Source organism: Helcococcus sp. KG196 (assembly GCF_046035495.1).
GTDB lineage: Bacteria > Bacillota > Clostridia > Tissierellales > Peptoniphilaceae > Helcococcus > Helcococcus ovis.
Map to the genome: position 1 here is coordinate 125,972 of NZ_JBFNFI010000002.1, position 26,886 is coordinate 152,857.

Annotated in this window: 25 protein-coding genes, 1 riboswitch and 1 other annotated feature; of the genes, 2 read left to right on the forward strand and 23 right to left on the reverse strand. The window is 27.7% G+C overall.

Annotated elements, in window-relative coordinates; translation table 11 throughout:
- Window positions 1-18: 18 nt before the first annotated feature.
- The 3 genes from ABGF45_RS01740 to ABGF45_RS01750 form a co-directional block, all read right to left on the reverse strand.
- Window positions 19-1,641: an ABC transporter ATP-binding protein gene (locus ABGF45_RS01740; RefSeq protein WP_134743821.1), complete on the reverse strand. Its 1,623-nt coding sequence runs from the start codon at window positions 1,639-1,641 to the stop codon at window positions 19-21.
- 1,282 nt (window positions 1,642-2,923) lie between these two features.
- Window positions 2,924-4,099: a methionine adenosyltransferase gene (gene metK, locus ABGF45_RS01745; protein WP_134743820.1), complete on the reverse strand. Its 1,176-nt coding sequence runs from the start codon at window positions 4,097-4,099 to the stop codon at window positions 2,924-2,926.
- Window positions 4,100-4,166: 67 nt separating this feature from the next.
- Window positions 4,167-4,264, reverse strand: a riboswitch (SAM riboswitch).
- Between the two features lie 45 nt (window positions 4,265-4,309).
- Window positions 4,310-5,023, reverse strand: coding sequence for an epoxyqueuosine reductase QueH (locus ABGF45_RS01750; RefSeq protein ID WP_134710394.1), 714 nt, complete (start codon window positions 5,021-5,023; stop codon window positions 4,310-4,312).
- A 350-nt stretch (window positions 5,024-5,373) separates the two neighbouring features.
- On the opposite strand from ABGF45_RS01750, the gene ABGF45_RS01755 reads away from it, so the two are divergent.
- Both ABGF45_RS01755 and ABGF45_RS01760 read left to right on the forward strand, forming a co-directional pair.
- Window positions 5,374-6,711, forward strand: coding sequence for a CoA-disulfide reductase (locus ABGF45_RS01755; RefSeq protein ID WP_134710392.1), 1,338 nt, complete (start codon window positions 5,374-5,376; stop codon window positions 6,709-6,711).
- Between the two features lie 30 nt (window positions 6,712-6,741).
- Window positions 6,742-8,154 carry a cation:dicarboxylate symporter family transporter gene (locus ABGF45_RS01760; protein ID WP_134743819.1) on the forward strand — a complete coding sequence of 471 codons (1,413 nt, stop codon included), beginning with the start codon at window positions 6,742-6,744 and terminating at the stop codon, window positions 8,152-8,154.
- Window positions 8,155-8,504: 350 nt separating this feature from the next.
- Here the strand turns inward: ABGF45_RS01760 and rplL are convergent, their stop codons facing one another.
- The 20 genes from rplL to ABGF45_RS01860 form a co-directional block, all read right to left on the reverse strand.
- Window positions 8,505-8,885, reverse strand: coding sequence for a 50S ribosomal protein L7/L12 (gene rplL / locus ABGF45_RS01765; RefSeq protein WP_134710388.1), 381 nt, complete (start codon window positions 8,883-8,885; stop codon window positions 8,505-8,507).
- Between the two features lie 15 nt (window positions 8,886-8,900).
- Window positions 8,901-9,434 (reverse strand): 50S ribosomal protein L10, encoded by a 534-nt coding sequence (gene rplJ, locus ABGF45_RS01770; RefSeq protein WP_134710386.1) that lies wholly within the window; start codon window positions 9,432-9,434, stop codon window positions 8,901-8,903.
- Window positions 9,435-9,468: 34 nt separating this feature from the next.
- Window positions 9,469-9,592, reverse strand: a sequence feature (ribosomal protein L10 leader region).
- A gap of 50 nt (window positions 9,593-9,642) precedes the next feature.
- Window positions 9,643-10,341, reverse strand: coding sequence for a 50S ribosomal protein L1 (rplA, locus tag ABGF45_RS01775; RefSeq protein ID WP_134710384.1), 699 nt, complete (start codon window positions 10,339-10,341; stop codon window positions 9,643-9,645).
- A gap of 41 nt (window positions 10,342-10,382) precedes the next feature.
- Window positions 10,383-10,808 (reverse strand): 50S ribosomal protein L11, encoded by a 426-nt coding sequence (rplK, locus tag ABGF45_RS01780; protein WP_134710382.1) that lies wholly within the window; start codon window positions 10,806-10,808, stop codon window positions 10,383-10,385.
- A 61-nt stretch (window positions 10,809-10,869) separates the two neighbouring features.
- Complete coding sequence (nusG, locus tag ABGF45_RS01785) at window positions 10,870-11,418, reverse strand: transcription termination/antitermination protein NusG (RefSeq protein ID WP_408112563.1); 549 nt, start codon at window positions 11,416-11,418, stop codon at window positions 10,870-10,872.
- A gap of 12 nt (window positions 11,419-11,430) precedes the next feature.
- Window positions 11,431-11,613, reverse strand: a complete 183-nt coding sequence (gene secE, locus ABGF45_RS01790) for a preprotein translocase subunit SecE (protein ID WP_134710378.1) — start codon at window positions 11,611-11,613, stop codon at window positions 11,431-11,433.
- 9 nt (window positions 11,614-11,622) lie between these two features.
- The gene (gene rpmG / locus ABGF45_RS01795; RefSeq protein WP_134710376.1) at window positions 11,623-11,772 is read right to left on the reverse strand and encodes a 50S ribosomal protein L33; all 150 of its coding nucleotides are present in this window, start codon (window positions 11,770-11,772) and stop codon (window positions 11,623-11,625) included.
- Between the two features lie 118 nt (window positions 11,773-11,890).
- Window positions 11,891-12,676 (reverse strand): SDR family NAD(P)-dependent oxidoreductase, encoded by a 786-nt coding sequence (locus tag ABGF45_RS01800; RefSeq protein WP_408112562.1) that lies wholly within the window; start codon window positions 12,674-12,676, stop codon window positions 11,891-11,893.
- On the reverse strand, window positions 12,676-13,905 hold the full coding sequence (locus tag ABGF45_RS01805; protein ID WP_134710373.1) for an aminotransferase class I/II-fold pyridoxal phosphate-dependent enzyme: 1,230 nt from the start codon (window positions 13,903-13,905) through the stop codon (window positions 12,676-12,678). The genes ABGF45_RS01800 and ABGF45_RS01805 overlap by 1 nt, the downstream gene beginning before the upstream one ends.
- A gap of 12 nt (window positions 13,906-13,917) precedes the next feature.
- Window positions 13,918-15,555, reverse strand: a complete 1,638-nt coding sequence (locus tag ABGF45_RS01810; RefSeq protein ID WP_408112561.1) for a hypothetical protein — start codon at window positions 15,553-15,555, stop codon at window positions 13,918-13,920.
- A complete protein-coding gene (locus ABGF45_RS01815) occupies window positions 15,548-16,246 on the reverse strand; it encodes an ATP-binding cassette domain-containing protein (protein ID WP_134710369.1) in 699 nt (232 codons plus the stop codon). The genes ABGF45_RS01810 and ABGF45_RS01815 overlap by 8 nt, the downstream gene beginning before the upstream one ends.
- Before the next feature lie 112 nt (window positions 16,247-16,358).
- The gene (thiD, locus tag ABGF45_RS01820; RefSeq protein ID WP_408112560.1) at window positions 16,359-17,153 is read right to left on the reverse strand and encodes a bifunctional hydroxymethylpyrimidine kinase/phosphomethylpyrimidine kinase; all 795 of its coding nucleotides are present in this window, start codon (window positions 17,151-17,153) and stop codon (window positions 16,359-16,361) included.
- A gap of 223 nt (window positions 17,154-17,376) precedes the next feature.
- Complete coding sequence (locus ABGF45_RS01825) at window positions 17,377-18,078, reverse strand: transaldolase (RefSeq protein ID WP_408112559.1); 702 nt, start codon at window positions 18,076-18,078, stop codon at window positions 17,377-17,379.
- A 9-nt stretch (window positions 18,079-18,087) separates the two neighbouring features.
- A complete protein-coding gene (locus tag ABGF45_RS01830; RefSeq protein ID WP_408112558.1) occupies window positions 18,088-19,458 on the reverse strand; it encodes a PTS ascorbate transporter subunit IIC in 1,371 nt (456 codons plus the stop codon).
- 111 nt (window positions 19,459-19,569) lie between these two features.
- Entirely contained in the window at window positions 19,570-19,842 is a 273-nt protein-coding gene (locus tag ABGF45_RS01835) for a PTS sugar transporter subunit IIB (RefSeq protein WP_245152869.1), read from the reverse strand.
- On the reverse strand, window positions 19,842-21,755 hold the full coding sequence (locus ABGF45_RS01840) for a BglG family transcription antiterminator (RefSeq protein WP_408132170.1): 1,914 nt from the start codon (window positions 21,753-21,755) through the stop codon (window positions 19,842-19,844). Before ABGF45_RS01840 ends, ABGF45_RS01835 begins: the two co-directional genes overlap by 1 nt.
- A gap of 457 nt (window positions 21,756-22,212) precedes the next feature.
- Window positions 22,213-24,096 carry a fructose-specific PTS transporter subunit EIIC gene (locus ABGF45_RS01845; RefSeq protein ID WP_134710357.1) on the reverse strand — a complete coding sequence of 628 codons (1,884 nt, stop codon included), beginning with the start codon at window positions 24,094-24,096 and terminating at the stop codon, window positions 22,213-22,215.
- 9 nt (window positions 24,097-24,105) lie between these two features.
- On the reverse strand, window positions 24,106-25,008 hold the full coding sequence (gene pfkB, locus ABGF45_RS01850) for a 1-phosphofructokinase (protein ID WP_134710355.1): 903 nt from the start codon (window positions 25,006-25,008) through the stop codon (window positions 24,106-24,108).
- 8 nt (window positions 25,009-25,016) lie between these two features.
- On the reverse strand, window positions 25,017-25,757 hold the full coding sequence (locus tag ABGF45_RS01855) for a DeoR/GlpR family DNA-binding transcription regulator (RefSeq protein WP_408112010.1): 741 nt from the start codon (window positions 25,755-25,757) through the stop codon (window positions 25,017-25,019).
- A 393-nt stretch (window positions 25,758-26,150) separates the two neighbouring features.
- Complete coding sequence (locus ABGF45_RS01860) at window positions 26,151-26,885, reverse strand: sugar isomerase domain-containing protein (protein WP_134710352.1); 735 nt, start codon at window positions 26,883-26,885, stop codon at window positions 26,151-26,153.
- Between the last annotated feature and the right edge of the window lies 1 nt (window position 26,886).

Here is a 26,886-nt window from a genome sequence, read left to right on the forward strand (position 1 = left end):
AAAATTATTATTTTAATTCTATTTAAGTTCATAAATTTTATCACAATCCTCAAGAAATTCCTTGTTATGACTGATTGCTATTATAATATATTCCCCAGTATTATGCAACTTCAATATATTTTCCTTAATAATTTTTTCAGTATTCTTATCTATATTTGATGTTATTTCATCTAATAATAATACATTATTTTTTCTAAGTAAACCTTGTGCTAATGCTAATCTTTGCATCTCTCCACCGGACATTAGCTTACCAGCCTCTCCTATATCGGTATTTATACCCTCCTCTAAACTTGAAATATAATTATCTAATTTAACAAATTTTAATATTTCGTGTATTTCTTCATTCGATACTTCTTTATTTGAAAGTCTTAAATTATATTCAATAGTTCCAGGAAATAAATCAATTTGTTGTGAAATTTTTGTTACATTATCTCTAATACTTAACGGGTTTATTTTATTAATATCTATATCATTATAAAATATTATATTATTTTCCACATCATAAAATTTAAGTAATAAATTAAAAATGGTAGATTTCCCTACTCCACTTTTCCCTATTAATCCTATAAAATCACCTTTTTTACATTCAAAATCAAAGTCTTTTATTATACTTTTATTTTCATTATATGAAAAACTTAGTTTGTTAATTTTTATGCTATCTATGCTGTTTAGATTTATCTTGTCCTTCGTATCCTCGCCTATTAAGGTTAAATATGAAAATAACTTATGATTTTCAGCATCATGTTTTTTTATTTCAATATTAGTTCTAAATATATTATTTATATTTACATACAAAATAGAAACTAATGAGAGTATAGATATCAATTCACCAATAGAAATCATTTCGATATTTTGACTAATAATATATGCTCCAATACCAAATGTTAAACCGGTAAATAACATAGATAAAAATCCTGTCATCCAAATACCCGTTATCATATCTAGTGCTGCTATTTTCCCCCATATCTTTGATGTTTTTGAATTTATTACCTTAACCTCATCAATCTTTTGGTTCTCAATTCTTAAAGATTTTACCGTATCTATTCTTTTAAATATATCCGCTCTAATTTGATTTGACTTAGCATTATTTTCTAAAACACTACGTATGTTTTTATCTAATTTTGAAGATATTATTTTAATTGGAAATATAGCTAAAGGTATAATAAATAATTGCAATAAAGATAGATAAATTGAATATCTTAATATTAATCCAAAAATCACTACACAAATAATTATAAAGCCATAATATTTTGGAAGCTCAGATACATAAAAATTTATATAATTTACAGATTCCTTTGAAGCATAAGTAGCCAACTCGACTGAATTATTTTTATCAAAAAAAGATTTATTTTGATTAATTAAATTACTTAAAATATCTATAGATAACTTATTACCATTTTTTCTTGCAAATACAATAGTTATATAATTAAATATAGCCTGAATTGTAATATATGTAAACGGAATTAGGACAAATAAAAATATACCTAAAAAAATCTTATCTACACTATTTTTAGGAATATATTCATCTACTATATTTTTCATAATAATGGGCGGAACTAACGTTATAAGTTGTAATAAAATAAATATAATAAAAGAAATTATACTTATTGTCTTAGATTTATATTTCTTAAAATTATCCATATCAAACCTCAAATCACTTCGTACTTTGTTAATATCTCAAAAAATTCTGCAACTATCACTTTAGGTTTGAACCACATATTTTCCTCATTTAAAAATAAATTTAGTAGATAACATTTGAAAATATTTAATTAAAATTTAATATTATATTTAAAAATACTACCTACTACATCAGTTTATTAGATTTTTTTGTATATGTCAATATATTTCAAAACTATAATTGAATATATATTTTTTCCCGTCTTTATGATTTAGCACCATGATTTTTTTGATTAAATTAATATCCCACATACTTTAAGCTGGCATATTTACTAGATTTTTTAAATTCTAAAAAACTTGACAAAAAAATTTTTCTCTTATTTACTAAATGGTGCTATGGTGCTATAAAATAAGGGATTTCTTTTCTCCAAGTGTCTGTGTAGATTAACTAAATGGTACTATGGTGCTGTAATGATAAGTATTGCATTTTATGGCTTATTTCTAAAAAACTAACAATAAAAAAGGAAATTATTTACAAATCTATTCAAGTTTTTATGAGCATAAACGTGGCTATACTGCTCATAAATCATATAAACCTATTGGTTATATTCACGAACTTATAGATATTTAACTATTTTACGGATAAAATCTCTATTTTTAACATTTTCATCTGCTTTTATCAGCATATTTTACGGATGAAATGTTTAATTTCATTAATTTCATCTGCTTTTATCGAAGTAATTCACATTCCTACTTAAAATTTACGGACAAAAATGGCAAATAAAGGCTTTTTGTCTGCTATTTTCTTCAAAATATTCAAAATTTTACGGACAAAACCTGTAAAATTTTGAAATCTGTCTGCTTTTAATTATAAAAAAAATGTAACAATATTGACATTAACATTTTATCGCATTTCTACCATAATTTTATATAATAAGAATTACAAATTTATATCCAATAACAATATAGACTACATCTATAACTAATTATCCGAAGAAAAAAAAACTAGTTAAACCGCATAAACACTTTAAGTATGAATAAATAATCCATAGGTTTTAAAATCTAGCTTAGATTTTTATATCCAACTCAAAAATTTAGGTAGCATACTTTAGAAATAATCTTTTTAATTTATGAAAGTTTCATATATTGACTGCAAAATATATTTTATATTAATAAAAAGCCAAAAATCAACGTAGACACTTCCTTAGTTCCACAGGTGAACTGTCCAAAAAAGTTATACCAAAAATCAACTTTTTTGGACAGTTCAAGAAGCGAGGACTAGTGCCGTAAGTTGATTTTTGGTTTACTATATTAATTTCTTCAATTCTTCAACTCTATCTAATCTTTCCCATGGTAAATTTACATCACATCTACCATAATGTCCATATACTGCAGTTTGTGCAAATATTGGTTTTTTTAATCCTAAAGTATCAATTATTGCTGCTGGTCTTAAATCAAATTTTTCTTTAACAATTTCTGTCAATCTATCATCATCTAAAACACCTGTTTCATAGCTATCCACATAAATTGAAACTGGTTTTGCGATTCCTATTGAATAAGCAACTCCTACTTCTAACTTTTTAGCAAGTCCTGCTGCAACCATATTTTTAGCAATATATCTTGCCATGTATGATGCAGATCTATCAACTTTAGATGCATCTTTTCCTGAATATGCTCCACCGCCATGTCTTGAAAAGCCCCCATAAGTGTCAACTATTATTTTCCTTCCTGTTAGTCCACTATCACTTACAGGTCCACCAATAACAAATCGACCTGTTGGATTTACAAGATATTTCGTATTTTCATCCACAAGAGATTTATCAATTATTGGTGCAATAACTTTTTCCATTAAATCTTTTCTAATTGTTTCTAATGTCACGTCTTCATCATGTTGCGTTGAAATTAAAATCGTTTCTATCTTTTTAGGCTTACCATCAACATATTCAACTGTTACCTGAGTTTTCCCATCTGGTCTTAAATAGCTTAGTTCTCCATTTTCTCTAACTTCCGCCAGTTTTTTAGCTAGCTTGTGGGATAGAATCAAAGGCATTGGCATATATTCTTCTGTTTCATCTGTTGCATATCCAAATACCATACCTTGATCTCCTGCCCCGATTTTATCATATGGGTCAGTGCTGTGTCCTTTAGCTTCTTGAGAATTATCTACTCCTAATGCAATATCCGGAGATTGTTCATTTAATTTTATAATAATTTCACAATTTTTAGATTCAAAACCATATTCTTTTTTATTGTATCCTATTTTTGCAATAACATCTCTTGCAACTTGTTCTACATCTACATTGCCTTTTGATGTGATTTCTCCTGTTATAAACAAAGTGTTATAAGAAGCTACGACTTCACATGCAACTCTTGAATTTTCATCTTGACTTAAATAAGCATCTAAAATAGCATCTGATATTTGGTCACATACTTTATCCGGATGACCTTGTGTAACCGATTCTGATGTTAATAATTTTTTCATAACTCTTCCTTTCTTAAAATAATTTTTATTTAAAACAAAAATACCTCACTGAAAAGTAAGGCTGTCTGTCTTATCTTTCAGGTGATCACCTGTAGCATTTAGCACCTAACTTAATAGGTTGCCGGACTTCATTGGGGCTATTCCCTCAGTCTCTCTTGATAATATTATTAAGTTAATATAATTGTATGATAAAAAAAGATAAAATGCAAACTATTTTGCATTTACTCCTTTTATATCTTCTTTTAACTGTTCCATTAATTTTTGTTCTTCTAACTCTTTTTGCTTTCTTCTATCATTTGCCTCTTTTAATGAAAATACACATCCACAATAATTTTGTCTATATATATCAAATTTTTTACAAAGCTCCAAAGAACGCTTAAATCCATTCTTCTTCTTAAAATCAGCATACAAATATCTTACATTATATTTTTTTTCTAATTCTTCACCAATATGATTTATCAATTGTGAATTTTTATATGGTGAAATAGAAAGAGTTGTTGTAAAATAGTCAAATCCATGTTCTTTTGCAAATTTGGCAGCATATCCAAGTCTAAGGTTAAAACAAATTCCACATCGTGGACCACCTTCCTTATCGAGCTCATGGCCTTTAACAACTGAAAAGTATTCTTTAGGATTATAATCTGTTTTCATAAGTTCAATCTTATTTACTTTATTAACAAGATTTATAAATCTCTCTTGTTCTGCTTCTCGCTTGTAAAATTCTTCTGTAGGATGAATGTTTGGATTATAATATAAAACTGTAATATCAAAATATGGTGTTAAGTACTCCAAAACATATGTACTACATGGAGCACAACAACTATGTAATAAAAGTTTTGGAATTCTACCAACTTTTGACTCTTTTTCTAATATTTGCTCCAACTTAATTTGATAATTAATCTTATGTATTTGTGGTTCACTCATACTTTACCCTTCATCATATTATTTAAATTTAATATATAAATTATATTAACAATATACATTATACATTCTAAGAGTAAATAAAACAATTCAATTTTTATTAATATCATAAAGAAAATCAAAAAAATAATAAGATATTTGAAAAAATTTGTAATAATCATTTTTCTATATAAGTTTATGATATGACTTTTGATTTAACTAAATCAATATTAATATTCAAACAACTGATAAATAATAAAACTTTTGGGTATATTTTTCATTGTAGTGATTTTTTTATTCTTTTATTAATTAGTATTAAAAAAACTAATTATAAAATAAAAAAGGAATCAATAACATTAAATTATGGAGGAAAAATGGAAATAATCATCATAGGTGGTATAGCTGCAGGTATGAGTGTGGCAGCAAAAGCTAAACGAGTTAATAAAAACACTAACATCACTGTAATAGAAAAAGAATCTTACATATCATTTGGAGCGTGTGGATTACCATATTACTTAGGAAATCAATTTGAAGACCCAAATAATATGTTTGCTCGTACACCTCAACAAATAGAAGAATCCGGAATAAATCTAATGTTAAAACATGAAGTATTAGAAATTAATTTCAAGGATAAAAAAATTCTAGTTAAAAATTTAGAAAATGGTATCACTTTCGAAAAATCATATGATAAACTTATGATTTCATCAGGAGCTGTCCCTATTATTCCAAACATAAATGGAATCAATTCTGATAATTTTTATACCATTACAAAATTATCAAATGTTGAAAAATTGAAAAAAAACTTACCTAATTATGAAAAAATTGTTATAGTCGGTGCTGGATTTATAGGTATAGAAGTAGCAGAACAACTAGCTCATTTAGGTAAAAAAATTACATTAATACAAGGTGCAGATAAAATAATAAACGGACCATTCGATCCAGAATTTTCTGATCAAATTCAAAAAGCATTAGAAGAAAAAGGTATCAAAATAGTTTTAAATGAAAAATTTGAAAACCTGATTACTGAAAATAACGCTATTAAAAAGGTTATTACAACTAATGATAAATTCGATGCGGATGCTGTAATATTAGCTATAGGATTTAAACCAAATACATCATTCATTAAAGATGAAAATCTAGCCAAATTACCTAATGGAGCAATTATTATTGATAAATTCGGAAGGACTTCTATAAAAGATGTATTTGCTGCCGGCGACTGTGCCACAGTCCCTCACAAAATAATAGGTGATATTTACTTACCTTTAGCAACATCCGCAAATAAATTAGGTAGATTAATAGGCACCAATATTGTATCAGATGAAAAAAATTATGAGGAGTTTATCGGAACTTTAGGAAGCTGTTCAATTAAGGTCGGTGATTTCGAAGCCGGTAGCACTGGTTTAACAGAAAAACTTGCAATTGAAAAAGGCTTTAATATTAAAACTACAATTGTAAATACAAATAATCATACAAACTATTGGCCCGGTCAATCAAAAATAACTATAAAGCTTGTTTATGATGCAAATACTAAAGTTATTTTAGGGGCTCAGGTATTTGGGAAATCAGATGCAATCTTACGTATGACAGGATTAACAACAGCAATTTATGCAGGATTAAAAACAAGCGAATTAGGATTTATTGATTTTGCATACTCCCCTCCATTCGCTTCAACATGGGAAGCAATAAATGTAGCAGCAAATGCTGCCAAATAAAAAACATAATTATAATTAAGGAGAAAATTTATGATAAATAATAAATTTTTTACTGGTTTCTTAAAAATCAGCAATTACTATACTATAATAGCTATAATACTTTTAATTGCGAGTATATTTTTACTAAAAGTATTAAAAGACAAAAAAGTTTCATTTGCAAAAAGAATGATAATATCTCTAGTTATAGGTTTAATTTTAGGAATAGGGTTAGACATTTTAGGAACAACAAATACTCTATATAAAGAATTTGCTCGTGTTGAAATTACTACGTGGTATTCTCTTGTAGGTAGTGGATTCTTAAAGCTTGTTCAATTACTTGCTGTTCCGGTAGTATTTTTATCAATTATAGAAGTAATGACAAATATCAAAAGTGGAAGCATTAAATCTTTAACATGGAAATCATTTTTAACACTTTTAGGCACAACAGCTATAGCTGCTATAGTTGCAATAATTGTAGTAAATATATTTAATCTAAACGCTTCTGGTTTCGCAGCGGAGTTAACAGAAGGAAAAATTGAGTCAATGAAAAATATTGCTTCTCAAAGCTTTCCTCAATTTTTCTTACAATTAATACCTAATAATATTTTTCAAGTAATGTCTACAAATAGTAGTATAGTATCAGTAGTTATAGTTGCTGCTTTATTTGCATCAGCATTGCGTTTCTTATCAGCTAAAAAGCCGGAAAAAATAAAGCCTTTTAAGGATTTTCTAGTATCAGCAAAAGTTGCTGTGACCAGTGTTTTAACTAACATTATTAAATTTATGCCTTATGGCGTAATCGCATTAGTCGCAAATGCAATAATTTCAAATGGTATTAATTCAATAATGGGTATGATTGGCTTCATCACTGCATTATACACTTCTGTAATTATAATGTTATTAGTATATGTATTAATTTTACTAACAGTTGGTGTAAATCCTATCAAATTCTATAAAAAGGCATTTACAACACTATTATTTGCATTTTCATCACGTTCAAGTGTCGGGACATTACCATATACACTCTCAACATTAGAAAATGAAATGGGTGTATCAAACCAAACTGCTAACTTTATCGGGACATTAGGTACAACAATTGGTATGAATGGTTGTGCCGGTGTATTCCCTGCAATGCTTGGTGTTTTAGTAGCTTCCGCAACAGGTGTAACAATAGATATATCATTCTTGGTATTATTAGTAATCGTTGTAACCATCGGTTCAATCGGTATAGCAGGTGTACCCGGAACAGCTACAGTAGCAGCTACAGTTACATTAAACGGTATCGGATTAGGAGGTGTAATTGATAGTATAGGTGCAGTATTTGGAATTGATCCAATCGTCGACATGGGACGTACAATGTTAAATGTATGCGGCTCAATGGTATGTGCAGTTGTTGTAGACCGTTGGGAAGGTAAGATGGATATGAACAAATTTAATTCAAAATTAGCTTCAAAAAATGAATAATAATATCATGAGGCTGTTGCGAAATAACTTTTTTGGTTATTTTGCAATAGCTTTTTCTTTTTAATTTTTAATTGAAGTTTTAATCAAAACATTTATATACTTTAGAAATTGAATTTGTCCCGTGATTTAAATTAAAATTTAAGCATGGTATATTATTTTTGCTTTTCATATTAATATTATACCGAAAACAAGCACTAGATGTTGAAATCTAGGGCTTGTTTTATGGTTTTATTAATTTTTTGTAATTTAAGGGCTATCTTTTATTTTGCAACTGTCCCTAGTATTGTGACTAACTTACAGTATAAAAAAAGAGCAGATACATCTGCTCTTTTTTTAATGTGTAAATTAAATTATTTAATTTCTACTGTTGCACCAGCTTCTTCTAATTTAGCTTTTAATGCTTCTGCTTCTTCTTTAGAAACTTTTTCTTTTAATGTTTTTGGTGCACCATCAACGATTTCTTTAGCTTCTTTTAATCCTAAGCCTGTTTCTTCTCTAACAACTTTGATTACTTTGATTTTTCCAGAACCTGCTGATTCTAAAACAACATCAAATTCTGTTTGTTCTGCTGCTGCAGCTACTTCGCCACCTGCAACTGGTGCTGCTGCTACTGCAACTGGTGCTGCTGCTGAAACACCAAATTCTTCTTCTAAAGCTTTAACTAATTCTGATAATTCTAAAACTGTTAATTCTTTTACTTCTTCTACTAATTTTGTTACTTTTTCTGACATCTTATCCTCCATAAATTAAGCATTTTGCTCTTGTTTTTCTTTTACTGCATTTAATGCATAAACTACTTGTCTTAATGTTCCTTGCAATACATTTGCAAATCCAGCGATAGGTGCATTTAATCCACCTAATACTTGTGCTACTAATACTTCTCTTGTTGGTAATTTTGCTAATGCTTTTACATCTTCTACATCAACAACTTTTCCATCAAGTAAACCTGCTTTTACAACTAATTTTTCATTTTCTTTTGAAAAGTTAACTGTAATCCTTGGTCCTGCAACCATATCTTCATTGCTGAATACAAAACCGTTTGGTCCTGCTAGATATTCTTCGAATCCTTCATATCCTAATTCTTCTAAAGCGATTTTAACCATTGTATTTTTATATACTTTATAGCTAACTCCTTCAGATCTATACTTATTTCTTAAATCGGATACTTGTTCTACATTTAATCCACGGTATTCTACAATTACTACAGATTTAGAGTTTTGAATAGCATCTTTAATCTCGCTTACCACTTGTTGTTTTAATGATAATGCTGATTGACTCACTTTTCACCTCCAAAATTCTTGGCTACTTTTGAACAATTTTAATAAAAAATCTCCCTATGACATAAAGACATAAGGAGAGTTAATAATCATATAATCGCTCCTATATAGGAAATTAAGGGAAACCCACCTATAGTCTTTGGCAGCCTATTTAATTTACTTGTATAATATATCACATTATTCAATATAATGCAATATTAAATTATAGAAATTATAATTCCATTAATCTAACAGTGTTTAATTTTACACCAGGTCCCATTGTACTTGTAATTGTTACTGATCTTAAATACTTACCTTTAGCTGAAGCTGGTTTATCTTTTATAACTGAACGAATCAATGTTTTAATATTTTCTAATAATTCTTTTTCACCAAAGCTTGCTTTACCTACAGCAACGTGAACTATATTTTGCTTATCTGTTCTGTATTCAACCTTACCAGATTTTGCTTCTTTAACAGCTTTAGCTAAATCAAATGTTACTGTACCAGCTTTAGGATTTGGCATTAAACCTCTTGGTCCTAAAACTCTAGCTACTTTACCTACTTGTCCCATCATATCAGGTGTTGCAATAGCTACATCAAAATCCATCCAATTTTCTTTTTGAACTCTATCTATTAAATCTTCACCAGCAAAATCTGCACCTGCTTCTAAAGCTTCATTAACTTTTTCACCTTTTGCAAATACAGCTACTTTAACATCTTTCCCTGTACCATTTGGTAATACTACTGTATTTCTAACTTGTTGGTCAGCATGTCTTGAGTCAACACCTAATTTTAAATGCAATTCTACTGTTTCATCAAATTTTGCTGTTGCAACCTTTTTTACTAATTCAACAGCTTCTTCTAGTTCATAAAATTTTTCTCTATCTACTAAATTTGATACTTCTTTAAATCTTTTCCCTACTCTTGGCATATTTTCCTCCTTGTGGTTAAACGGTTGTTAACCTCCCACTATTATTCTTCGACTGTAATCCCCATTGATCTTGCTGTCCCAGCTATCATGCTTTCAGCTGCCTCTAATGATGCTGCATTTAAGTCAGGCATTTTTGTTTCAGCAATTTCTCTTACTTGGGCTTTTGTTAATTGTCCTACTTTTACTTTATTTGGTGTACCAGAAGCACTTTCTAATCCTAAAGCTTTTTTTATTAAAACAGGTGCTGGTGGTGTCTTTGTAATAAATGTAAATGATCTATCTGCATAGATTGTGATTACAACAGGAATGATTAATCCTGCTTGTTCTTGTGTCTTAGCATTAAATGCCTTTGTAAATTCCATAATATTAATACCTGTTGGCCCTAAAGCTGTACCAACTGGTGGTGCTGGTGTTGCCTTTGCTGCAGGTATTTGTAATTTAACTATTGATTGTACTTTTTTAGCCATTATATCCTCCTAAATAACTAATGTGGTTAATTGCGGTCTTTCCTCCCACTAAATAAAACGATTATTGTTTTATATCTGTAAATTCTATTTCTGCTGCTGTATCCCTACCTAAAATATCAATTAATGCAGTAACAAATTGCTTTTCAGTATTGATTGCTGTAACTTTTGCATTAAATCCGCTAAACGGTCCGGAAATAATTTCTATTTCATCCCCAATTTCTAAATCAATTTCTACAACTTGTTTTACAGTTTGAACCGGTTCAGATTTTTCAATTCCAAATTCTCTAATTTCTTTCGCACTCAAAGGCACAGGTTCTCCATCAGGTCCAATAAATCCCGTAACCCCTCTTGTATTTCTTATTAAATACCAATTTTTAGAATCAACAATCATTTTTATTAGTACATATCCTGGAAAAATCTTTCTTTCTTTTGAAACTTTTTTTCCGCCTTTAATATCTTCATACTCTTCCATAGGAACTTTCACATCAAAAACATTGTGAGCCTTCCCATTTTCAATCATATTTTCTATTTTACTTCTAACTTTATTTTCATATCCTGAATAAGTATGAACAACATACCAATTCGCTTGTTCAATATTTTCGTTGTTCATTTTAACTCCTTATTAAACAGTAAATGATAATATAAATCCAAATAGCATGTCAAGCAATTTTGTAACTGCTGAAACAACAGCTATTGTTACAATAACAACAAATGTTGCCTTTAACAATTCACTCTTTGTTGGCCAAGCTATTTTTCCGTATTCACTTCTAATTCCTTTTAAGAATCCTTTTTTTTCTGTACTCATACTAATCTCCTATTTAGTTTCTTTGTGAATAGTATGTTTTTCACAGAATTTACAATACTTTTTAAGTTCAATCCTATCTGTAGTATTTCTCTTATTTTTCATAGTATCGTAGTTTCTTTGTTTACATTCCGAACATGCAAGTTTTACCTTATCCCTCATATTATACCTCCTACGTAATTATTATCAGACGGTAACTCTGATACATCAATATATTTTATATCTAAACACTTAAAAAGTCAAGTTTTTCACTTGACTTTTTATTAATTAACCACCTATTTTAAGCATACATTTTTTTTATAATAAATTGTTTTAATCTTACAGGCAAAATCATACCTAAAACTAATGCAAATTTATATAATATTCCTACACTACTCTTAACTTTTGGATTCTTTTGTGTAGCTAATTTATATAACTTGTTAGCTATTACAATAGGCTTCATTCCATTTATTTCATCTTTTTCCATTTTGCCTACAGAATTTTCAACTCTTAAATGATAAAAATCCGGTTCGAATTCATTTTTTATTCTATTTTTTGTAAAAGATGTAGATAAATCTCCCGGTAATAAAGCAATTGCTCTAGCCCCTGAACCTTCCAATTCATTATCCAAACACTGTGCTAATGAAAGAATCGCCGCCTTTGTCGCTGAATAAATCGATTGAAAGGGTATTGGTATAACCGCAGCAACTGAAGACATAAAAATTATACGCCCCTTCGTATTTCTTATATGTTTTAATGTTGCATTAGCTAAAAATGAACAACCAACAAAATTTACATCAATTTGACTTCTTATATTTTTATATGAGTGACCTTCAACTGATCCGGAAATCCCAAATCCTGCATTTGATATAACTGTATCTATCCTTCCTTCTCTATTAATTACTTCATTTATAGCACTCTCAACAGTATTATAATCTGTTACATCACAGTAAATATGACTTGATATATCACTATCTTTCCCCGTTCTGCTTAAATCATACACCTTATAATTATTTTTTTTAAAAACTTTAGCCGCTTCAAATCCTATACCTTTTGAAGCACCGGTTATCACAACTACTTTTGACACTATAACAATCCCTCTTTTTTCATTAATTCTTGAACTTTATCTAAGGTGTATTGTATTTGTTCAAATGTATGACCACTTGTTAAACAAAATCTCAATCTAGCTCTTTTTTTAGGCACAGCAGGATAAACTGCCGGTGGAACAAAAATTCCTTCATCTTGTAATTCCATACTTAATTTAAATGACATTGACTCATCACCTACGTATATAGGAATTATTGCACTTTCTTTAGCAAGACAAGTGTCTAATCCTCTTAACTTTGCCTGTTCTATAAAGTACTTAATATTAGATTTTAAACTCTTCACTCTACTATTATCTCTTTGAATTAATTCAACAGATTTCTTTGTTGCAGCTGCTAACACCGGTGAAATTCCTACTGAAAATACAAACCCAGGTAAAGAATATCTTAAATATTCAATTAAACTATGCTTTCCTGCCAAATATCCTCCACAAGTTCCTAACCCTTTAGATAATGTTCCCATTTTTATATCTATATCATTTGGATCTAAATTAAAGTATTCATCTACTCCTTTCCCATTTTCACCAATTACACATGCTGAATGTGCTTCATCAACCATTAAGAAACATCCATATTTCTTCTTAATTCTTACATATTCATCAATAGGTGCAATATCTCCATCCATACTGTATACACCTTCTGCGATTATGAGAATTTTTTCATACTTATCTCTGTTTTTTTCTACCAATCTTTCAAGCATTTCATAATCGTTATGCTTAAATCTCTTAGCTTTAGCACTGCTCATTCTGATACCTTCAGTTACTGAATTATGCATCAAAATATCATAAAGAATCAAATCATTTTCATTACAGAAATTCCCAACAAATGTTACATTTGTTGAGTGTCCTCCAACTAAAACTATAGCATCCTCTGTATGTTTCCATTCTGCAATTGCTTTTTCTAATTCTTTATGCAAAGTTTTCTCACCGGCTAATAATCTACTACCACTTGCACTTGTACCATATTTATCAACCGCTTCTTTCGCAGCTTGATTAACTTCCGGATCTCCTGATAAACACAAATAATTATAACTTCCAAAGTTTAAAACTTCTTTACCATTCATAATTGATTTATCGGTTAATGCTGAGTCATGTGGTACAAAATAGGGATTTCCAAACGTTTCTAAAATTTCAGAAACTCCTTTTACCATTTGCATGTATTTTCCAAATTCTCTTGAATTTTCAAAATCTGTTATTTTTTTTATTTCTTCCATATTTATCCTCTTTTATCTCAATTTAAATCTCTTTACCGCTAAATATTTAATTCCCACAAATCCTAAAATAATATATATTACACAAAAAACTAATAATCCCCATGAAACAACCGGACTAACCGCACCAAAAATTATTGATAAATACGATATCATATAGATAAACCAGGTAAGCATTGAATACAATGGATTTTTAGCTTCTATATCTTTATTAAATGGTTGAATAATATAATATGCAAATAAATAATGTAATGTATAAAACAAAAGAGCAGTAATTGCATAAATATAGCAAATTATAGTTTCAAATACTGTAAATTTAAAATTATATGTAATAACTGTAATTGAAGTTAATAAAATCATAAAAATCACAGCTTGAAGTTTTAATAATTGCATCATTCTTATTTTTATTGATTTCATTAAAAAATCTTTTCTTCGATAATAACTATATTTTAATAAACTATAATCCATGTTTATAAAACAATATCTAATGAAAAAATCCGCATTAAACAACATATAACATCCGGCAAATATCACTAATGGAAAATACGTTGGTGCAGTTTCAATTATTTTTTTTTCATTTTGGGCGGATATAAAATACGATCCAACCGCAAATCCAATTAAGAATATAGCTTTAATTATTCCTTGAATTATAAGTTTTTTCTTGATAGCTCCAAGTGTTCTATAGAAAAATATTTTATTAATATATTCTATTCCGCTAAATTTTGAAAAATCTTTTTCATCTTTTGATATTTTCTTTTCAGATAATGAATAATTTTTTTTATTAATTTCTTTAATATCAACTTCATTAAGTTCCTTATAATTCAAATATCTATAAGAAACTTCTTCAATATTATCTCTTTTTAATGCTAAATATGTTGAAATTACAAAAATTAAAATACCAATTATTGCAAACTTAAAATCATATAAAGCAATGAAATTAATTAAATCTTTTATAAAAAATATTACCGCTACAAAGACAACTAATACTATAGATGCAAGTATCCAAGAAACTATATTTAATTTTTTCAAAAATGATTTATTTTTAAAATTAAATTTAAGAAATATCACAGCTGCTAAGTATCTTATACTATACCCAAATATTACAAAATACAATATTTTTAATAAATCAATATTTATTCGAAATATTAAAAATAATATTTTATTTGAAATGGTATAAGTTAAAATGAAAATAATTGCATCATAAAAAAATAGGCTCAAATGATAATCTCTAGGCTTCATCTTCATTTGTTTAATATATAAATAATTTTCTTTAGTATTTTCATAGAAATATGAAATATAGACAAATACACCTAAAAATAAACTCAATGAAATCAAATAAAATAAAAAATCTCCTTTTTGTAAGTTTTCAAGAGTTTTATATCCATTTTTTTTACCAAAATCATTTAATATTTCTCTTAAAATTTTTTCATTCCAACCCAGAATTAAACCATAAAATAGTAACTTTGAAAATATTTTTTTTATAAAATGCCAAATTGTTGAAATAAAGAAAAGCAAATCATCTGCTACTGTTATATTGTAAGCCTTATTTTTAAACAATTTTCCTATCAACGGTATTCTTTGTAAATAATAAATTAAAAAATTGTAATTAGAATAAAATTCTTTTTTCTTAATTATACTAATTGCTCTAAACATCTTTTTCTTCCTTCAAAGCTTCTACAATCTTACTTTCATAATTTTCATCTTTTTCAAGATTACTCAATGATTGCAACTTACCATTATGTAACAATACAATTTCATCACATAAGTCTTTAGCTAAATCAAGCATATGTGTTGAAACTATAACTATATGATCATTTTTAAGAGATCTAAAGAATCTTTTAATTTCTGCAGCACTTACGACATCAACCGCTGTTAAAGGTTCATCAAGTAAAATTATTTTTGGTTTTTGAATATAAATAGCCAACAACGCTACTTTTGACTTCATTCCTGATGAAAAATCTTTTAGGAGTCTATGTCTATCTTCTTGTTCAATATTCATTTCATCAAAATATGTATCTATTTTAAATAATTCATTCGGATTATTAATATCAATAATAAATTTAATATATTCATATGCTGTTAAAAAATCTGGTAAATGTGTTTCAGCAAAAACCATTCCTATATCTTCAACTTTAAGTTCCCTTAATTTTTCATCATCAAAGAATCCGATATTTCCATCATCTTCTTCAAGTTCTCTATATAAGATATTAAATAGTGTAGTTTTTCCGGCACCATTTCTACCAAGTAAACCATAAATTTTACCATTTTCAAATTGGTAACTTGCATCAATTAATACATCTTTTTCCTTAAAAGATTTTTTAATATTTTTAATAACTAATTTCATCAATTCTCCCCCTACTAATAACTAAATAAAAAAGCTATTTTTATAACTTTATTTTACATTATCACTATTTTTTTTACAAATAATTAATAAAATTAACCTAATTTATAAATTTTCACTTCAATATATTTTTAATTTCAAATGAATGATGAATAGATCCTACTCCTCTTCCTATTTGTAATTTTTCTGACAAAGCATTATAAACAAATTTTTTAGCTAGTTTAACAGAGGTTTTCAAATCATATCCCTTCGCCAAATTTGACACAATAGAACTAGAAAGTGCATCTCCTGTACCTCTAGTATTTTTAGTATCAACTTTTTCCCCTTTTATCCAAAATATTCCTTTATCAGTATAAAGCAAGTCATCAGCATCCTCTTCGCTAACTCCACTTTTCAATACTACATTAGTTCCAAATTTTTCATATATTATTTTGGCAGCAGTTTCCATATCTTTTTTATTTTCAATTGTAATTCCTGCTAAAATTTCACCTTCTCCAATATTTGGAGTAATCAAATCCGCCAAAGGTATTAATTCATCAATTAAAGTTTCTATTGCTTCATCATCAATTAATTTAAATTTTCTATGAGCAATCATAACAGGATCTATTACTAAATTTTTGGGTTTATACTGTTTCATTTTTTGAGCTACAACCTTTATCAAATCAGAATTTAAAAGCATTCCGGTTTTTGTCGCATCAGGAATAATGTCAGAAAAAATTACATCTATTTGTTTTTCTAAAAATCGTGATTCAACTGGCTGCACCTCATAAAATCCAATTGTATTTTGAATACTAAGCAAAGTAATCGCACACATCCCATATACATCATGTGCTGTCATAGTCTTGATATCAGACATCATACCTGCTCCACCAATCGGATCCATCCCAGCAATTGTTAGTACTTTTTTCATTGTATTTCCTTTTTAATTTTTTTCTATTTAATTATAGCATTTTTTAATATAAAATTTGAATAGAATTATAATTCTTCATACTTAATTTAAGCATTCATAAAATGTGTATGAAATATACATTGAATTTTAAATAAATATATCTAGAACATATCATCTTGTGATTTTAATTGTGTATTACAAAAAAAGAATCAGAAACTTAAAGTTTCTAACTCTCTTTACATTTCTATAAAATTGAAAATCCTAAGTACTTTACATCTTTATTAAAGTCTATTACCGTTTCTAATGATCTTTGATTTAAGTCCTTTCCAAAATCAGCTATTTTTTTCAACAAATCATTTTGAACAGTTATTATATCTACTCCTAACTCATCAGCTTGAACTATATTGTAAACCTCTCTTGTTGAAGCCCATAATAATTCAATATTTTTCTTTGTCTTAACAAGTTTTACCGCTTCTTCCATAATAGGTATAGGATTAACTCCTAAATCAGCAATTCTTCCTGCGAATACAGAAATTATTGTATTTGATTCTTCAGATACTGCATTGACAACTTCTTTAACTTGCTCTACTGTAAAAATAGCTGTTGCATTAACATTAACACCTAATGATGATAGTTCTTTAATTAATGGAATACTGGATTCTCCTTTTGTATTTTGAATAGGAATTTTAACAAAAACATTTTCTCCATATTCTTTCAATATCAAAGCTTCTTTTTTCATAGTTTCAAAATCATCTCCAAAAACTTCAAAAGAAACCGATAAATCTTTTATTTTACTTGTAACTTCTTTCGCAAATATTTTATAATCCTTAACTCCTGCTTTTTTCATTAAAGATGGATTAGTTGTAAATCCTGAAACAACACCTTTATTATATTCTTCAAGCATTCCATTTATATCTGCACCATCTGCATAAATTTTAACTTTCATATATTACTCCTAATCTTCAACAATATGATTAATTGGTTTATCTGATGGTCTAAAAATACTTGGTAAAATTAATACAATTAATACAACAACCGCTAATAAATAAACTCCTGTATTATGCATAAATTCTCCAACTCTGCCTAAAACTATTCCTAAAACTGCAAAATCTACATCTCCAAATGTTGTATTTGCAAATCCTAATTGTCCTAAAACCGGTAATAACAATGCTGGTAAAAATGATAATAGAAGCCCATTTACAAATGCACCAATTATAGCACCTCTTTTACCACCTGTAGAATTTCCATAAATACCTGCAGTTGCCCCACAGAAGAAATGAGGAACCATACCAGGTATGATTAAAACCCCTCCTGCAAAACCTAAAATCAACATACCTACAACACCACCAATAAATGATGAAATAAATCCTAAAACAACTGCTGTTTGTGCATATGTAAAGAATACAGCACAGTCAACAGCTGGTATAGCATTTGGTATAACTTTTTTCGCAATTCCTTGGAAAGCAGGAATTAAGTCAGCCAATATCATTCTTACACCGGCATAAACTATAGCTACACCAACAGCAAAGTTCAATGCTGAAATTATGGCAAATACATATGGATTTTGACCATTTGATAATTCCTTAGTTACATATTCTGATCCGGCAACCATAGCTGCAAACAAATAAAATATCATCATAGTTAATGCTGTAGAAATCGTAGTATTTCTTAAAAATCCTAATGATTCAGGAACTTTTATTTCTTCTGTTGATTTTGACCCTTTTCCTACTAAACTTCCAATAAATGCACTAACATAGTAACCTAAGCTTGAAAAATGTCCCATGGCGATATCGTCATTATCTGTAACCTTCAATGTGTATTTTTGTCCAATTGCTGGAGAAATAGCAGACCATGCTCCTAAGAAAAATCCACCAAAAACAATTAATTCAATACCCTTAAATCCTATTGCCCCCAATACTGCTGATAATAAACACGCCATGAAAAAGCTGTGATGACCTGTTAAAAATACATATTTATATCTTGTCGCACGTGCAATAATCAAATTTATAGCTAAACCTACAACTAAAATAGACATTGTTTCCACACCTAATACTTTTTGTGCAACCGATGTAACTGCTTCATTATTAGGTACAACACCTGTAATATTAAATCCTTTTTGAATCATTTTTGCTAAAGGATCTAAGTTAGAAACTATAACTCCCGCCCCTGCTGCTAACATTAAATATCCTATTATCGGTCCTATAGTTCCAGAAAAAACTTTGTGTGCCGGTCTTTTTAGTGCAATTAATCCAACAAAAGCAAACAAACCCATTAAAAATGCCGGTTGTTCTAAAATATTCTTAATAAAAGATAAAATACCATTCATAAAATCCTCCTTAAATATAATGTTATTACGTTGTTAAAGATAGACTATAATTCTTTATTGCCAATAAGACGGTTTAAAATTCTAAAATTATTTACATATCCCAACAAATCATTAGATCATTTCTTTTAATATTGGTAATACATCTTCTGTAATTTTTTTCTTATTTGTATAACTTCTTATAATTGCAACTTTTTTATCACTAGGAAAAATATTTTCAAATTCCTTAACAGTTATAAATAAGTCTGCATCTTTTCCTACTGCAGCATTTGAATCTACTGATTCTACTTCAACATCAATTCCATTTTCCATTGCAATTTCTTCTACTTTCATTTTTAGTAAAAGACTACTTCCTATCCCATTTCCACATACTGTATATATTTTCATTATTCCACCTCCTTTTTCTTTATTAAATTAATAATTTTTTTATAATCCCCAGTTTCTAAAACTTTGATATTTTCTTCATCCTCCAAAATTTTAGATAATCCTGACAAAGCTCTTAAATGAGTTTTAGAATCAGTTGTTGCTAAAACTAAAAATACACTTACACTTTTCCCTAATAAATCAACCGGTTTTTCTAAAGCCATTATACTTACAGATAATCTATTCACTCCCTTTCCCCCATTAGCATGGGGCATAGCAAATCCATCTTCTAAAACAATATATGGTCCATGTTCTAAAACTGAATCTATCATCAATTTCACGTAAGATTCATCAATGCTTTTATCTTGAATTAACGGTTTTGCTGCTTCACCTATAGCAATCTTCCAATCATCAACCTCTTTTATTTTTTTTACTCTCTTTTCATTTAATAATTCACTTAACAATGGAGCTTTCCTTTCTTTAAATTCTTTTTTCTTTATAAAAAATTTAAATATTTCTCTTGATAATTTTTCTTCATTATAAATTTTTGCATTTTGTTTGATAATTTCCATCAATTTTGATATTGCATTTTCACTTATAAAATTGTCAAATCTTATTAATTTTTCTGAAAGTTCTGCAATATTTTGATTCGAAAATATTGGATTTACTAAAATTACGTTTTTATATTCTTTCAAATCAATTGTAGAAATTATATAATCATAATTTTTATTTATTTTTTTGATATCTCTACTTGATATAGAAGCTAATATCTCAACAGATGGAAAGTAATTTATAATTTGCATCTCAATTAATTTAGATATCATTAATCCATTTGGACACACAATAATCACTTTTATATTTTCATTTAAGAAATAATTGATGTTGGAACCAAAATATACTGTGATAAATCCAATTTCATCATCTCGTAAATTTTTAAAAACATCATTATCCATTTGATTTATAGAATCCTTAACAATATCATATAAATAATGATACTTGTTTTTTATATCTCCCAATAAAGGGTTTATTATAGGAAAATCAAATTTTATTCTATAATATGAAGACAATAAATGATTAGATATTTGCCTTATAAAATTATCTTTATCTTTTATATGAATAGCCGAAAATTTCTCAAAATTTAAAATTAATTCTTCAATATAATCCTTAATCTCCGTTTTAATTTCTTTATCTCTAGTATTAGTTAAACTCGCTATATATGCTACAAAATATATATTCTCTAATTCATCCTCAAGGTCTATAATATTAGAAACTATATCGTAATAATATATATTTTTCACTTCTAAAATATTAAAATTTAGCTCTTTTAATATAAATCCATTATTTATTCTTTTTCTACAAAAATATAAATATTTAGAAAGAGAAGAAATAGAAAAATCTGTAAGTTTTAAATTTGCTTCTCTATTTATTTTTAATATTCCATCATCTTGATATTTTAATAAATTTTCGTCAAGCATTAAATGTTTTAAGTAAAACTCCCTAATCGTATTTTCATTTCCAAAAATTTTATACCTTGAATCATATATGAGTTTTATTTTATTTTTTTCTAATTTGGTTTTGATATTTTCTAAATCATTTAAAATTGTAGTTTTACTTACAAGCAATTCTTGGGATAATAAATCTAAATTTTCAACATCATCATTAAAAATCTTATCTATAATTTTATTTCTTCTATACTCAATATCTTCAAAATTTTTCGTATTAAAATTAAATTCATTTTTAATTTCATCACTCCCGCAATATATCAGCAAATTATCTATTTTTTCGACCTTTCCAAATTTTTTAATTTCATAATTTATATTTTCTATATCATAATAAAGAGTACGTTTTGAAATATTAAATTTTCTTAAAATATAATAAAAGTCAATATTTTGATTATTAAAAATGTAATTTAAAATTTGTTTTTGTCTTTTTTTCATATCTTTTCCCTTTTCTTAAATCAATTATAGCAAATGTAAACGACATCATAAATAACAAAATATTGCACAAAAAAAAATATTTTGCACAATGAGTAAATATATTATTTATTTAAATTATAATATTATGTTTTGCTCTACACGTGAAATCGAAAACACAACTTATTTAAGTCAATATAAACTTATCAATTAAGTTAATTTACTCAAAGAATATAAATTCTTCATGATTAATTTAAGCATAAATAAAATAAGTATGATTAAAATACTAAATAGACTAATAAATGTTCTTACTTATACTTAATATTCATAAATTATGTATTAACTAATTTCATTTCACACTAACTATACTCATACTAATATTAAATTTATAAAATTTAAGGATGATATAAATTAAAAAAGATAGAAAAATTTAAGTATTTTTAATAATTTACCTAAATCTTCTATCTTTTTTTAGTTATTACTATTCATTTATAACTTTTTTCTTCAATATTCCTAAAATTATAGCTCCTACTATCGCACCTGATACAATTGCTAGCAGATACATTAATGGATTTTGCACTACACCAATAACCCAAACTCCACCATGAGGGGCTCTTAATGAACAATCAAATAACATCGACAATAATCCTGCTAATGCACTACCAATTACTGAAGCCGGTAAAACTCTAAGAGGATCTGCTGCTGCAAAAGGAATAGCTCCTTCTGTAATAAATGATAAACCCATTATTATGTTAGTTGGAATTGTTTGTCTATCTTTTGATGTAAATTTATTTTTAAATAATATCATCGCTAATGATATAGCTAATGGAGGCACCATACCACCTGCCATTACCGCTGCCATAACCGTTGAAGAACCTGATGCAAGAGATGCCGTACCAAATACATAAGCCGCTTTATTAATTGGTCCACCCATATCAACAGCCATCATTCCACCTAAAATTATTCCCAAAACTAATTTTGATGCACTCCCCATATTATTTAACCAATTACTAATTGCCGAATTTACAGAAGCTAGTGGCGGATTTAATAAATACAACATTATAGCTCCAATGCCTAATATTCCAAATACAGGGAATATCAACATAGGTTTTACCCCATCCATAGATTTAGGTAAAACATTTGTAATTTTTCTTAAAAATACAATTAAGTAACCCGCAATAAATCCCGCTGCTAATGCTCCTAAGAATCCTGCTCCTCCTGTATTTGCTAGATAACCTCCAACAAAACCAACAGCTAAACCAGGCCTGTCAGCAATACTCATAGCTATAAATCCAGCAAGTACTGGTAACATAAAGCTAAATGCTGCTCCACCAATTTGCATAAATAAAGCTGCTAAAGGTGTATTCGAACCAAATTTCGCAGGATTTATTGAATAATCATCAAGTAAAAACGCTATTGCAATTAATATACCTCCTCCTACAACAAATGGTAACATATGAGATACACCATTCATTAAGTGTTTATATATTGATTGTCCAATACTATAATTTTTATGTTCTACTTTAGTTTCTGATATTTTTTCCGCCTTATAAACAGGTCTATTCTCATCTAATACATTATTAATTAGTTGTCCCGGCTTGTTTATACCATCAGATACTTTTGTAACAATAAGCCTTTTACCGTTAAATCTACTTTTATCTATATTAATGTCACTTGCAATTATAATACCCTTTGCATACTTAATTTCTTCATCAGTTAACTGATTTTCCACACCGGTAGAACCATGTGTTTCAACCTTTAGATTATATCCCATTTCTTTAGCTTTATTTATCAAATTTTCCGCAGACATATATGTATGAGCAATACCTGTTGGACAACCCGTTACCGCAAGTAAATCGTATACATCTTTTTTATTATTAATAACTGAATTTGCTTCACCAGGAAACTTTTCAATTTCTTTTTTTTCAATAATTGATAAAAATTCTTCCTTAGTTTTAGCATCTAATAATTCATCTCTAAATGACTTATCCATAAGCATTGTTGAAAGTCTTGACAAAACTTTTAAATGTTCATCTGATGAATTTTCGGGTACAGCTATCATAAAAAATAAATTTGTTGGTTCTCCATCAAGTGAATCATAATCTGTTCCATTGGTTACAGTCATTGCTGCTAATTGAGGATGTTTTACCCCTTTTGATTTAGCATGAGGGATAGCAACCCCCTCACCTATACCGGTTGTCCCCGACTCTTCTCTTTTTAACACATCTTTCATGTATTGATTTTTATCTACTAGACTTCCTGTCTCAGACATTAAATCAACCAATTTTGAAATCATTTCTTCTTTTGTTGCAGAACTTTGTCTAAGACTAATTCCTTGCAATTGTAATAATTCTATGATTTTCATTTATTCCTCCTATAAATTTTTATATATTTTATATATTTCATTTTTTGTTGCCAATTTTTCCGAAAATGCTGTAGCAGAGCCACAACTAACACTAAATTTAAATGCTTCAACTAAAGAAAAATTATTTTTTAATGCAAAAATAAAACCGGCAAGCATAGAATCTCCTGATCCAACCGTATCAATTACATTTCCTTTTGGTGCTTCTAAAAAGATGCTATCTCCTTTTTCAGATAAAAAATACGCTCCATCTCCACCCATTGAAATTATTATATTTTTAGCTCCCATTTCTTGTAATCTTTTAGAATATCTTTCAATTTGAACATTCTCTGCTATCTGACAATTAAATAACTCTTCTAATTCTCTAAGATTAGGCTTTATAATTTTAGGAGAATACTTTAGTGTTTTTACTAATGCACCCCCTGTTGTATCAACAGCGATATTAACATTTTTAGAAAATAATCTCTCCATAATTTTCGCATAAAACCCATTATCCATGGATGAAGGTATACTCCCTGATAAAAATAAATAATCTCCATCTTTTATATCATCAAGTTTATCAAACAATTTCTCAATTTCTTGTTTGCAAATTTTTAATCCCGGCCCATTTATTTCAGTTTCTTTTTCACTTTTTATTTTTGTATTTATTCTTGTAAATCCATCTCTAATATATATAAAGTCAGTTGATAAACCTTCCTCTTTTAATATTCTATCTATTTCATTTCCTGTAAATCCCGCTATATATCCTAATACAATACTATTTTCTCCTAAATTTTTTAAAATCTTACTTACATTAATTCCTTTTCCACCGGCACTAATATTTTCTTCATGCATCCTATTTGTTTCACCAATTTCCAATTTATCAAGTTTTACAACATGATCAATTGCAGGATTTAATGTTAATGTATAAATCATAGTTCCCCCTATATTTTCAAAATTTCACCAATAAATTCTTGATTTTCTGATTTTTCAGTAATTATATAGGTTGAAAAATCTTTACAAAAACTTACCTGTGAAACTTTATCAAATTTACTTGAATCCGCTAAAATATACGTTTTTTTACATCTTTTTATCGCTTCCGACTTAATCATAGCCTCATTAATATCCGGAGTAGTGAATCCAAAATCTTTATGAATACCATTAGTTCCAAAAAAACCTAAAGTAAAATTAAAATTTGCCAAATACTGAATTGCAGATACTCCTATTATTGAGTCTGTGCTCAATTTAATTTCTCCCGGTAAAATATATACTTTATATTTCAAAGCAGATAATTCTCTTGCAATCCATATTGAATTTGTAACAAATACAACATTATTCGCATGAATATATGTAATCATCGCTTCAACACTTGAACCAGCATCCATATACACAAAATCATTATCATGTATCAATTCAGCTGCAAATTTCCCTATAGCAAGCTTTTGTTTAATATTGACATTTATTTTATCGTCCATTCTATCTTCAGTAGTTATATAATTGATATTTTTGATTGATTTTGCACCACCAAAAATTTTTTTGATTTTTTTTGATTCATCTAATTCATTTAAATCCCTTCTTACAGTTGCTAACGAAACATTTAAATAATCAGATATTTCTTCAGTTTTTAATGTGTTATTTTTATTTAAAAGCTCTATAATTTTAGATAATCTTTCTTCTTTAAGCATATAATCACCTCTTTTGGTTTAAGGATAACACATTAAACAATCAAAGTCAATCAAATTAAATCACATTCAATCATTATTTGTAATAAATTGAACTATGATATAATTTTTAGTTATTTATAAAATCTTTTTCTTACATTAAAATTTGTACTCAGATTATGTCACTTTTTTCGTGAATATTTAACTCCATTTTAATAAAAAATATTACTCACAAAATTTATCAGTCAAAAATCGAAACAACATGTCTATATTAATTAATAATTTAATCATTTTATGTTTTTTATTCATATTAATATTACACAAAAACAAGCCCTAGATATTAAAATCTAGAGCTTGTCTTTGTGCAATATTTTTATAATTTAAATCTGTTATCTATTTTGAAACAATGTCTTTTTATTAAAATTTATAAATAATATTATTTTTATAATATTTTGCTACTAGTTTATTTTTTTCATCCCCTCCATCTAAATTAGCACTATAAAAAAATGGTAAAGGATCAATATTATTTTTTAAGAGTTCTTTAGCAGTTTCGCTTATTACCGTATTTAATATTGTTGCACCTATTACTGTTGAAGTCGGAGCAACATTTAATCCTTCCTTTATACTTATTGTTGCATCTCCTATATCTCCATGATTATCTATAATTACATCCGCTATTTCATATAAAAGTTTCCCGGATTTGTGTCTTGACTTTGAATTTTTAGAATAGTTCAAATTTGTTAACACTATTATTTTAACTCCTTTTTCTTTAGCGTAAATTCCCAATTCTATCGTTACAGGATTTCTTCCTGAAACTGAGTGTAAAATAAGCAAATCATTCTTTTTAAACTTAATTGTAGACGCTAAAATAGAACCATAACCATGAAGTCTTTCCATTTTACTAGTTATTGTAATAGGTTGATTAGTTAAAGAAATTTCTCTACCAAAAATAGGATTTACAGTTATTAAACCTCCCGCTCTGTAATACATTTCCTGTACTAATATCCCGGCATGACTAGCTCCAAATATATAAATATTATTCTTATTTATTGTAGCTTCTACTAAACAATCCTTAAATTTCTTTATATTTTCACATTCATTTTTTTCTACATCATATAAAATTTTTTTTATTTTATCAAAATATTCAAACATA